8 protein-coding genes are annotated in these 12,135 nt (G+C 62.3%); 6 read left to right on the plus strand and 2 right to left on the minus strand.

Going from position 1 to position 12,135, the window contains the following annotated elements:
• Positions 1-62: 62 nt before the first annotated feature.
• Positions 63-1,151, minus strand: a complete 1,089-nt coding sequence (gene tatC, locus HY011_26630; protein MBI3426519.1) for a twin-arginine translocase subunit TatC — start codon at positions 1,149-1,151, stop codon at positions 63-65.
• 104 nt (positions 1,152-1,255) lie between these two features.
• Positions 1,256-1,651 carry a TatA/E family twin arginine-targeting protein translocase gene (locus HY011_26635; protein ID MBI3426520.1) on the minus strand — a complete coding sequence of 132 codons (396 nt, stop codon included), beginning with the start codon at positions 1,649-1,651 and terminating at the stop codon, positions 1,256-1,258.
• A gap of 227 nt (positions 1,652-1,878) precedes the next feature.
• Between HY011_26635 and HY011_26640 the strand changes: the two genes are divergently transcribed.
• From HY011_26640 to HY011_26665, 6 genes are all read left to right on the plus strand, one after another.
• A complete protein-coding gene (locus tag HY011_26640) occupies positions 1,879-4,965 on the plus strand; it encodes a hypothetical protein (GenBank protein ID MBI3426521.1) in 3,087 nt (1,028 codons plus the stop codon).
• Entirely contained in the window at positions 4,949-5,578 is a 630-nt protein-coding gene (locus tag HY011_26645; GenBank protein MBI3426522.1) for a response regulator transcription factor, read from the plus strand. Before HY011_26640 ends, HY011_26645 begins: the two co-directional genes overlap by 17 nt.
• Positions 5,579-5,946: 368 nt before the next feature.
• Positions 5,947-6,297, plus strand: a complete 351-nt coding sequence (locus HY011_26650) for a response regulator transcription factor (protein ID MBI3426523.1) — start codon at positions 5,947-5,949, stop codon at positions 6,295-6,297.
• A gap of 113 nt (positions 6,298-6,410) precedes the next feature.
• A complete protein-coding gene (locus HY011_26655; GenBank protein ID MBI3426524.1) occupies positions 6,411-6,974 on the plus strand; it encodes a hypothetical protein in 564 nt (187 codons plus the stop codon).
• 180 nt (positions 6,975-7,154) lie between these two features.
• A complete protein-coding gene (locus HY011_26660; protein MBI3426525.1) occupies positions 7,155-11,225 on the plus strand; it encodes an SBBP repeat-containing protein in 4,071 nt (1,356 codons plus the stop codon).
• Between the two features lie 49 nt (positions 11,226-11,274).
• Positions 11,275-12,093, plus strand: coding sequence for a hypothetical protein (locus HY011_26665; protein ID MBI3426526.1), 819 nt, complete (start codon positions 11,275-11,277; stop codon positions 12,091-12,093).
• Positions 12,094-12,135: the final 42 nt, after the last annotated feature.

Below are 12,135 nucleotides of genomic sequence, written 5' to 3' on the forward strand. Positions count from 1 at the left end.
TGGCAGAGCACGCGCTCTACCACCCTCTCGTTAAGCAACACAGACTGCGTGGCGGGCCTTGGCTATTCGCTCTGCGCCAGCGCCGCCGCCACTTCGGCATCGGTCTGACGCGGTTTGCCAAAGATCCAAACGATGCCCACGCTCAAGAAATACAGGCCCAGCATCGGCAGCATGAACACCATCATATTGAACGCATCCGGCGTCGGCGTCAGCACGGCGGCCAGAATGGCGATGATCACGATGGCGTGCCGCCAGACCTTCAACATCAAACGGGGTGTAATCAGGCCAATGCGCCCCAGCAAAAACGCAATCGTCGGAATCTGAAAGACGATGCCTAGGCCGAGCATAATCATGATGATCAGGTTGAAGTAATCTTCGGCATCGAGCAGCGTGCGGAAGCCGCCGTCGGTCTGCCAGGCCAATAGATATTGGCACGCCGCCGGAAAGGCGATCTTGTAGGCGAAGGTCGCGCCCAGCGTGAAGAACACCGCCGCCATCATCATCACCGGCGTGATGTATTTCTTTTCGTGCTGGTATAGGCCCGGTGAAATGAAAGCCCAGATTTGATAGAGCAAAAACGGAATCGCCAGCGCAATGCCGGTGTAAAGCGCGACCTGCACATACAACAAAAACGCGCCGGTCACACTGCGCAAAATCAGCTTGTCGTCTTCGCCATAAACATTGGCGCGCTCGCCTTCGGTGATGATTTCGGTGATGAGCTTGCCGGCGGGGATCACCGCGTTGCCAATGGCCCAGCGGCGTTCCAGCACCAGGGCCAATTGGCCGTCGTGCGCGACGGCTTTGACCGGGATGGTCGTGCCCTGCTGAATGCGCACGCCGCCCAACGCGGTTTCTTGCAAGAAAGTGTAATTGAGCGTCTCGCCTTCCTTGATCTCGGCGAGCGGCACGCTGAGACCATTCTTCTGCTCCTCGATGCGCGCCCGGCGCAGTTGCTGTTTTACGGGCACTTCGAGGAAATGATAAATCTGCTTGGCAAAGATGAAACAGACCGCAAAGCAGATCGAGATGCCGACGACCGACCGGATGATGCGCATACGCAATTCATCCAGGTGATCCAGAAAGGACATCTGCAAGCCCTCGTCGTGGGTATCATCAGCCGCACTCGACGCCGTTGTTTTTTCGTCGCTCATAACTCTCACTCACCCGCAAAACAAAAATTGGTTGACCGTGGGGCGGCGGCCACGCAACCGCGAACCCAACGGCAACCAATGCTGCTCAAACATTGCGTTGTAACTTAAATCCAATGCGGCTCGGCCTTCTTTTCAGTCGCCGCCGCCGCTGCTACTGTCGCAGGCGCTTCCGGCAAGGCGGCGGGCGCGGGTTCGGCGGCAGGCGACGCACTGGTTGACGAGTCGCCTCCATAATTGAAATCCGGATCAGTCCCGTAGGCCGCATCGCCGTGGTGCTGGCTGTCGTAACCATAGCCATCGTGGGATGAAACGGTGTCGCTCTTGCGCACCTTTTCCAACTCGACCTCTTGTTCCCAAGTGCGCTTGAACTCGTCCGACGCTTTGCGGAACTGGCTCATCGCTTGTCCCAGCGACTTGCCCAACTCGGGCAATTTGCGCGGGCCGAAAACGATCAGCGCAATTACCAGGATCAATACTACTTCCGGCATTCCTAAGCCCATAACTACTTCTCTTTTCTTTGGTGAAAGGTTCTGAATTTAGCGCGTGATGTTTAACCGCGCAGCACTATAAGTGACGCTCAAAGGCGCGTCAAGACAGGCCTCTGACGCCGCTGCTTGAACCGCCCGCGCCGCTTCGTGCTATAGTGCGTGGCGTCAGTCGCAACGCACTATAGCACAAGCATTCAGTACCAAACGCCGCCCCGCGCGGCGCGCAAAAGGGACAGCCCATGCCCTGCCGGTTGATCGCCAATCTGCTCTTCTGTGAGCGCCGGGCGCTCGGGGCTTTAGGTCTGTTCGCCGCGCTTGGCCTGCCCGCTGCCGCGCAAAACGAACTCGACCATTGGACGACCGCTGACGGATTGCCGCAAAACGCCATCAACGCCATCACGCAAACGCGCGATGGCTACCTGTGGCTGGCGACCAATGACGGGCTGGTGCGGTTTGACGGCTTGCGTTTCACCGTCTTCAAACGCAGCACGACGCCGGGGCTGGCGACCAACCGTTTCCGTTGCCTTTACGAAGACAGTCAGGGCACGCTCTGGGCGGGTTCGCCGGAAAGCATCCTGACCCGCTACCGCGACGGCCAGTTTCACTCTTACACAGTCAAGGACGGCTTGCCCACCGATGAAATCGGCAAGATTGACGAGGATGAAACGGGACTGCTCTGGTTGACCGGCGCGCAATTTGGCTATGTCGTCGCCTGGCGCGACGGGCCGGTCAACGTCTTTCGCGCGCGCGACCGGTTGCCGGGACTGTATCAGGTCAAGAATGCTGGGGGGAACATGCTCTGGTCGCTCAGCGCGGCGGGCTTGCACCTGTTGCGGCACGGACTGGTGCTGACGTTGACGCCGCGGGACGGCTTGCCCGATCTCACGATCAACGCGGTCATGGCCGATGCCCAGGATTCCGTCTGGATCAACGCGCGCGGCGGCAGCGTGCGGCTGCGCGGCGGTCAACTCAGCGTCATTGCCCCACCATCCGCTCAACTCTCACAGGCACTGGGCCTCTGTCACTTTGCCGACCGATACGGCAATTATTGGTACCCTGTGCCCGGCCAACTCGTTCGGGTGGATGCGCAGAGCCGCACCGTTTATGACAAACTCACCGTCACAGCCTTTTGGGAAGACCGCGAAAGCGCGCTCTGGATTGGCGCCAACGAGGGTTTGTACTGCTATCGGCAACGGCCCGTGCGCATACTGACCGAAGCGCCTGGCCCCCGCTACAACGTCACCCGGCTCATTTACTCCGTGCTCGAAGACCGCCAGGGCGACGTGTGGCTGGGCAAATGGGGTAGCGGTTTGAGCCGTTACCACGCGGGCCAATTCACGCATTACGTCGCCGGGCCGGTCTGGTTTCGAGCCATCACCCTTGCCCGCCAGCAGGGCGACCGCATCTTTGACAATTATGTGTATACCGCCGGCCTGTACGAAGCCAAAGTCACCGCCCTTTACGAAGATCGCGCGGGCCTGCTCTGGGCGGGCACCAACGGGGGCACAGCCAGCGGCGTCAGCCAATTCAAAGACGGTCAATGGACACGGTTCTCCAGCGAACACGGGCTGGCCGACACCTGGGCCATTTTGCAAGACCGCGCGGGCGCATACTGGTTTGCGACGAGCACCGGACTGACACGGCTGCGCGACGGTCAATGGACGGTGTTCACCACCCAGGACGGCTTGCCCGGCAACGAATGCCACGCGCTGCTCGAAGACCACCAAGGTCGCCTGTGGATCGGGACATACAACGGGCTGGCGCGTTGGGACGGCCAACGCTTCAGAGCTTGGACAGAAAACGAAGGACTGGCGGGCAGGCAGGTGCGCTGCCTTTACGAAGACGCGGCGGGCGCACTCTGGATCGGCACCTATGACGGCGGACTGACGCGGTTGAAAGACGGGCGGCTGACGCCCTTCACTTCGCGCCAGGGCTTGTTCAACGATGGCGTTTCGTGGCTGCTCGACGACGGGCAAGGCTGCTTCTGGCTCAGTTGCAATCGCGGCATCTTCCGCGTCAGCCAGCGCGAACTGAACGAATTGGCGGAAGGCCGCCGCCACAGCATTTCCTCGCTGGCCTATGGCAAACAGGACGGGATGCGGGATGCCGAATGCAACGGCGGGCGGCAACCGGCGGGCTGGCGTTTGCGCAACGGCCAGCTTTGGTTCCCGACGATGGAAGGCGTGGCGATCATTGATCCCGCCAACGTGCCGCGCAACACCCAGCCGCCGACCGCCCTCATCGAAGAGAGCCTGCTTGACCAGCAAGCGTTGCCCTGGCGCGACGGCGTGCGCCTCTTGCCGGGCCAGACCAATCTGGAACTGCGCTACACCGGCACGAGTTTATTGCATTCCGAAGCCGTCACCTTTCAATACCAACTCAGTGGCGTTGATCAAACCTGGGTGGAAGCGGGCACGCGGCGCAGCGCCAATTACAGCCATTTGCCGCCGGGCCAATACAGTTTCAGCCTGCGCGCCGCCAACAGCGACGGCGTTTGGGGCGCGCCCGGCCCACCGTTGCGCATCGTCGTGCTGCCGCATTGGTGGCAAACCTGGTGGTTTCGCGGGCTGGCCGGGTTGAGCGTGGCGGGACTTATCGCGCTGGTTGCACGCACGCGCAGACGACGCGCGCAACAGCAACAGGCGACGCAGGCCGCGTTTGCGCGCCGTTTGATTGACACACAAGAGCACGAACGCGAACGCTTCGCCTCGGAAATCCACAACGACCTCAACCAATACCTGCTGGTCATCAAGAGCCGCGCCACACTGGGCGCGCAAGCGGCGGCAGACCCGGAGGCCGTGCGCGTGCAATTCGACGAAATCGAAACCTGGGCCAAACAGGGCTTGGAAGAAGCGCGCCGCATCGCTTATGACCTGCGCCCGCACCAACTCGACGACCTCGGACTGGCGGCCACGCTGGAAGCCCTGCTCGCCAAGCTCAGCACAGCCACACCGATTAAATTCACCGGCGACCTGGCCGATGTGCGCGGCCTGCTCACGCCCGCCGCCGAAACCAGCCTCTTCCGCATCGCGCAGGAATGCGCCAACAACATCATCAAGCATTCGCACGCCACGGCGGCCCACTTTGAACTCAGTTGCGACGCGCGCGCCGTGCGCCTGACCGTCACCGACAACGGCCAAGGCTTTGCGCCCGAAACAATCCAACCCGCGTGCAGCTTCGGCTTGACCGACATCGCCGAACGCGTGCGCCTGCTGGGCGGCACGCTTCAGCTTGAGGCCGCGCCCGGCCAAGGGGTCATCCTCAAGATCACCCTGCCGTGCCAACCCCAGACCAAAAGGAGCGAATCCGATGAACCCCACGAATGACGACATCCACGTCCTGATTGCCGAAGACAGCGCGCTGGTGCGCCTTGGTTTGCGCCAGGTGCTGACCACCGATCCCCGCATCAAGATCGTCGCCGAGACCACCGACGGCGCGGCAGCCCTCGCGCAAGTGCGCGCCCTGCGCCCGCACATCGCCTTGCTGGATGTGAAGATGAAACCGCTCAGCGGCTTTGAAGTCGCGCGCGCCATCCGCGCCGAAGCACTGCCCAGCGCCATCATCTTTCTCACGCAATACGACGACGAACAGCATTTCAACGCCGCCCTCGATCTCGGCGTCAACGGCTACGTGCTCAAAGACGACGCCCAAACCGAAGTGCTGCACAGCATCCACGCCGTTGCCGCCGGTCAACCCTACATCACGCCCACGCTCTCCGGCTTCATGCTCAAACGCGCCACGCGCGGCGCACTCACGCCCACCGAACGCCGTATCCTGCAATTGATCGCCGACTACAAAACCAGCCCGCAAATCGCGGACGAACTTCACCTCGCCCCACGCACCATCGAACACCACCGCGAAAACATCTGCGCCAAACTCGAACTCAAAGGCCCGCATGCCCTGTTGCGGTACGCGCTCGAACACCGCGATGAGTTGTAAACGTGAATGGTAAATTGCAGCGATCTGCCGTGAAGCCCTGAAAGGGCGCAACTCAATAGCCGGGGGCAAGCTTGGCGACGCCCCCGGTGACGTGGCGAAAAAAACCAAGCCCTGAAAGGGCACAACTCAACGTGATAGTCCGCCCTTTCAGGGCTGAACTTGGCGCCTAACCTGTCCGTGGGCGCTGCCCACGGCTATTGAATTACGCCCTGTCAGGGCTTTCCTTGGCTACTTCCACTCATCCTCTGTTGGGGAGAACTCCCCATACAAAAAGGGTACTTCTACCGAAGCGCGCCCAGCGTTACATCTGCCATGCTCGCGACCGTCCCAAAATAAACAACAGGAGCGCGACCACACCGAGATGCGCAATGACTCTCTTAATCGTCGAAGACAACGAAGCCATGCGCCGCCTGCTACGCCACTTGCTGCAAGACCTGGCCGAGGCCATTTACGAATGCGACAACGGCGCGGCAGCGTCCTCAGCCTACGCCCGCCATCAGCCCGATTGGGTGCTGATGGATTTGAAACTGCCGGGACTGGACGGCCTCGCGGCGACCCGCCAACTCACGACGCAATGGCCGGGGACGCGCGTCGTGATCGTGACGGAGTTCGACGAGCCCCAGTTTCGGCAGCGGGCGCAAGAGGCGGGGGCCGTCGCGTATGTGCTCAAGGACGAGTTGCAGGCGTTGCGGCCGCTACTTCTACGACAAAGTTGCTGACAGCGCGTCATGCGAACCAGCACTTCTCTAGATCAGTTTGCAATTGCGTATACGGGGCGGTGTGTGGGGACGGTACCGCGCGCGTCAGCAAGCGGCACAGCGTCGTTGCACCAATGGTTCAACGGCTCAAACACCGCTGGCTGACGCGCGCGGTACCGTCCCGCCCCTGGTCCGCTGCGGGGCCGGCGGGGACGGCGGCGGGCGCGGCGACGGTGACGATCACCAGCGGCAGCGGCAAACTCGCGCTCGGCGCGGTGCGGATTGCGGCGGTCGCGCCGGGCTTGTTTGCCGCCAACGCCAACGGTCAAGGCGTCCCGGCAGCGGTGGCCTTGCGTGCGCGCGGCGAAGTGCAAACCTTCGAGCCGGTCGCACGGTTTGATTCAGCAGCGGGGCGGTTTGTGACTGCGCCAATTGATCTGGGGCCGGAGGGCGATCAAGTCATCCTGCTGCTGTTCGGCACCGGCCTGCGCGGACGCAGTGCGTTGGCGGCGGTGACATGCGCGCTTGGCGGCATGACTGTGCCGGTGACGTTTGCCGGGGCGCAGGGTGATTTGGTGGGGTTGGATCAACTCAATATCGGACCGTTGCCGCGCAGCCTGGCGGGACGCGGTGAAGTGGATGTCGCGCTAACGCTAGACGGCAAGTCAGCCAACACAGTCAGAATCGCAATCAAGTAACCCTGGGTATGCAGCGCTTCCAGCGTGCGGACTCGGCGGCGGACGGAATGAGGCCGCAGGACAACCCTCCGGCCTTGTTCGGTCTGACGCCAAGCCCGCACGCTGGAAGCGCTGCGTACCCAGGCCCGCGCGCGCACTCTAAAAGCCGCGCTAACCCAAGTTTGCCAAAGGAGGCTCTCCATGAAATTGACGGAACGGCAACGGAACGGCCTGCTCGCGGGCCTTTGTTTACTGCTCATTTTTGCCTATGGGCCAGAGACGCGGCGCGCGCGGCGGCAACCCGACAAACCCGGTGGCGCGCGGCTGGCGCAGTTGGCTCAGCAACAACCGCTCGGTTTTGAACGCGCGTCCGGGGCGGACGGCTTCCAGGCGCGCGGCGCGGGCTACCGGCTTGGGCTGACGGAAAACGGCGCGCGCCTGGAATTGCGCGCGGCCAACGACGGCAACCAGCAGGCGCGACGCGCGGCCCGCCGTGCCACGCACACGCAACCGGCCACGGTTCCCCGCGCGGCGGTCTTGCAATTGGAGCTGCCCGGCGCGCAACCGCACCCACGGCTCGAAGCGTTGGACGCCTTGCCCGGCGTGAGCAACTACCTGCTGGGCGCGGACGCGCGGCATTGGCAAACGGGCGTGCCGCGCTACGCTAAGGTCGCTTATCGCGGCGTCTACCCAGGCGTTGATCTGGTCTTTTACGGGCGGCAGCAGGAATTGGAATACGACTTCGTGGTCGCGCCCGGCGCCGACCCGCGCCAAATCAAGCTGCGCTTTACCGGCGCGGCAGACATCCAACTCGATGGGCAGGGCGCGTTGCACCTGCGCACACTGGCAGGCGAGGTCGTCCAACACGCGCCGGTTGTTTACCAGGAAACAATCAACGGACGAACGAAGGTGCCGGGGCGTTATGTATTGAATGGCGCGCGCGAAGTGAGCTTTGCGGTGGGCGACTATGACGCGCAACGGCCGCTCGTGCTTGATCCGGTCTTGAGCTACGCGACTTTTTTCGGCAATAGCAACGGCGTGGGCAACTGGGTCGCGGTGGATCCGGCGGGCAATGCTTATGTCGTCGGAACAACGAGCGCCACGGATTTCCTGTCGCTCAATCCGGCGCAACCCTCGGCGGGCGGCGGCACCGATACTTTCGTGACGAAGTTCAATGCGGTGGGTGTGCCGGTTTATTCGACCTATCTGGGTGGCGCGGGAACTGATTCGGGCCGTAGCATTGCGGTGGATGCGGACGGCAACGCTTACATTGCAGGAAGAACGACCTCGGCGAATTTTCCTGTCGTGAATGCTTTTCAGAACGCGCGACGCGGCACGAGTGACGGCTTTGTGGCGAAGTTGAATGTGGCGGGCAATGGCTTGCTTTATTCGACCTATCTTGGCGGCAGCAGTTCGGACGAGGGGTTTTCCCTCGCTGTGGACACGTCGCGTAATGCCTACGTAACGGGGGATACCAGTTCGAGCGACTTCCCCACGACGGCGGGTGCGTTCCGCACGCGGCTCGGCGGCAGTTTTGCCATTAACGCTTTCGTTACTAAATTCAATGCTGACGGACGCGCGCTCGGTTACTCAACCTATCTCGGTGGCAGTGACTTCGATTTTGGTTTCGGCATAGCGGTGGATGCAGGCGGCAACGCTTGGGTCGTAGGCGAGGCTGAATCGGCGGATTTCCCGACGACGCCGGGCGCAGTGCAAACACGCTTGAACGGGTTTGATGACGCCTTCATCACCAAGCTGAATCCGGCGGGAACGGCGCTGGTGTTCTCTACTCTCTATGGTGGGGATGACTATGACGTCGCTTATGGTTTGACCACGGACGCTGCCGGCGCAGTCTATGTGGCAGGCGAGACTGGTTCGCGCGACTTCCCGACGACAGCCAGCGCCTTTCAGCGCGCTTATGGCGGCGCGATTGATCTCTTTGGCCTCAAGTTGAGTGCAACTGGAGCGCTGGTCTTTGCTACGTACCTGGGCGGCAGCGGCAGCGAAAGCACCGGCCCCACCGGCAGCATCGCCGCTGACAGCCTGGGCAACAGCTATGTCATGGGGCTGACGACCTCGACCAATTGGCCCACGCTGAATCCGTTGCAAGCTGAAATTGGCGGCGGCGGTGTGTACAAAAGCGCGACTGCCGGGAATGGCTGGAGTGCCAACAACAACGGCCTGCTCGACGCCGCCATTGTCGCGCTCGCGGCAGCTCCGACCAACCCAACTACACTCTATGCGGGCACTTTCGGCAACTTGTTCAGGAGTGTCAATGGCGGCAGTAGTTGGAACACTGCCGCGACTGGTTTGCCAGACGACACCATCCAAGCCATCGCGGTTGATCCCGCCACGCCGGCCACGCTTTACGCCGCAACCCTCGGCAACGGCGTCTTCAAAAGCACGAATGGTGGCGACAGTTGGAGCGCGATCAACCAGGGGTTGACTGGTAACCTCTCCAATGTCTTCGCCCTGGCGATTGATCGTAGCGCGCCAATGACGCTCTATGCGGGCGGCAACGGGTTTCCCAACCGGGTTTTCAAGAGCACCAATGGCGGGAGCAGTTGGACGGGCTTGAGCAGCGGCCCCGGTTTTACCGTCAACGCACTGTCCATTGACCCGGCCACGCCCGCGACCATTTATGCCGGGACGAGCAGCGGCGGCATTTTCAAAAGCACCAATGGCGGGAGCAGTTGGAGCGCAGTCAACACGGGGTTGACGACGCTCATCATTCGCGCCATCGCGATTGATCCTGCCACACCGGCAACGCTTTACGCGGCGACATCGGGCGGCGTCTTCAAAAGCACGAACAGCGGCAACAATTGGATTGCGGTAAACACGGGGCTGGGCGCGTTAGACATTCGCGCACTGGTCATTGATCCGTCCGCGCCCGCCACGCTCTATGCCGGGACGGGTGGCAACGGCGTTTTCAAAAGCACGAACGGCGGCGGCAGTTGGAGCGCCAGCAACACCGGGTTGTCGGCGTTAGCAGTCCGGGCTTTAGTACTCGATCCACTTGCTCCTGCTACGATCTACGCGGGCACCAATGGTCAGGATGCTTTGGTGGCCAAACTCAGTCCGACTGGCGCGTTGCTCTTCTCAACCTACCTGGGCGGCAACAGCACGGAGTCCGCCAACAGCATTGCGACCGACGCAAATGGCAACGTCTATGTGACAGGGAGCAGCAGTTCTCCCAATTTCCCTGTCACCGCAGGCGCGCTGCAAGACGGACTCAAAAGCACGGGGAGCAACGCCTTCCTCGTCAAACTCAGCGAGGCCTTTGCCTGCACACTCGCCTGCACGGCGACGGCGCCGGGCACGGGCACGGCGGGTTTGCCGGTCGCGTTCAACGCGAATGTTTCCGGCTGTGCGGGCGCGACGACGCAGGTGTGGGACTTCGGCGACGGCGCGGCGCGCGTGGCACAGAGCAATCCGGCGCACGTCTATTTCGCGCCAGGCAGTTATACCTGGACGCTCGCGACGTTGAATGGCGGCGCGGCGGCTTGCACAAAAACCGGCACGGTGACGATCAGCGGGCGCGGAGTGGCGAATGTCTCCGCCGCAAGTTTTACGGGTGATGAATTGGCGCGCGAATCCATCGTGGCGGCGTTTGGCGCAAATTTGGCGACGGCCAGCCAAGCCGCCACCGGCACGCCGCTGCCCACTATGCTGGCGGGCACCACGGTCAGAATCACGGACAGTGCGGGCCTGGCACGTCTGGCGCCGCTTTTCTTTGTCGCGCCCGGCCAGATCAATTACCTCATTCCGGCTGACCTTGCACCGGGCCGCGCGACCGTCACCGTCACGAGCGGCGCGGCGGAGGTTGCGCTGGGCAGTTTGCCGCTGGTGGGTGTCGCGCCGGGCTTATTCACCGCCAACGCCGATGGCCGTGGTGTGCCCGCCGCGGTGGCTTTACGCGTTCGCAGCACGGGTGCGCAGAGCTTTGAAACAGTAGCGCGCTTCGATCAAGCCACGAACCGCTTCGTCAGCGTCCCGCTCGATCTTGGCCCCGAAGCCGAGCAAGTGTTTTTGCTCCTCTTCGGCACGGGCTTACGCGGGCGCAGTGCGTTGAGCAGCGTCAGTGTCAAGCTTGGCCCGCCCGCCGGCGTGGACGGCCCCGTTTCGTTTGCTGGCGCGCAGGGCGATTTGGCCGGACTCGATCAACTCAACGTCGGGCCGTTGCCGCGCAGTTTGGCGGGCCGCGGTGAAGTGGATGTGGTGTTGACGATAGATGGCAAAGCGGCCAATACCGTGCGCGTCAGCTTCAAGTGACATCGCTCCTATTCAACTTTCACCCATGACAATTTATTCGGAGGTCACCATGTTCAAATGTCTGTTTCAAGCGAAGCGCTTTACCCATTTCGGCAACCTAAGCCTGCCCGCTTCTCTGCCGGTAGTGTTGTTCGTGGCACTTGGCTGGTTGCTGCTGGCAATGCCCAGCGCCGCGCCGCACAGCTTTGCTGCTGGAGCCGCCGGGCATCTTGCCGGCAGGGCGCAACAAACCCTCAGCTTTGAAGACCGCGTCGCCGCCCAGCGCGCCATCGAAGAGGTCTACCATCGGCACCGCCTCTGGCCCACGGACAACCCGCAGCCCAAACCGTCGCTCGAGGCGATGATTGGCGAAGACGCCTTGCGCGGCCAAAGTGCCAGAGTGGTGGAAGATGCCTTGCGCCTCTCGACGGCGCTCGCAGTTTACTTCTCAGCCCCGGTCAGCGCCGCCGACTTGCAGGCCGAAGTTGACCGGATGGCGCGCGACACCCGCCAGGCGGACGTGCTGCGCGAGTTGTGGGCGGCGCTCGGCAATGATCCGCTGCGGGTGGCCGAATGTCTGGCGCGCCCGCTGCTGGTCGAGCGACTCGTGCGATTGCGGTTTGAGGAATGCGGAATGCGGATTGGGGAATGTCAGGCACTTGGCTTGGTGGACTCTTCAAATCCGCAATCCCCAATCCGCAATCCGCAATCAGAGAATCCGCAATTCGATGAGTGGTGGCGCGGCGTGCGCGCGCAGATGGAGATGGCAGAGGCGGCGGGCGGCGAGTATCGGCTGCCGGAGATTGCGGCAATGGCTGCGAGTCCTTATACTTCGCCCCGTCTTGTAGCAAAGCCTTATCGTTTAATCCAGACAGTAGTTTTAACCTGATGAGCCTCTGTCCGATGCAGATGAGCAAGCAAGGAGTTTACC

The sequence above is a fragment of the Acidobacteriota bacterium genome (assembly GCA_016196035.1).
In the GTDB taxonomy this organism is placed as follows: Bacteria; Acidobacteriota; Blastocatellia; order RBC074; family RBC074; genus JACPYM01.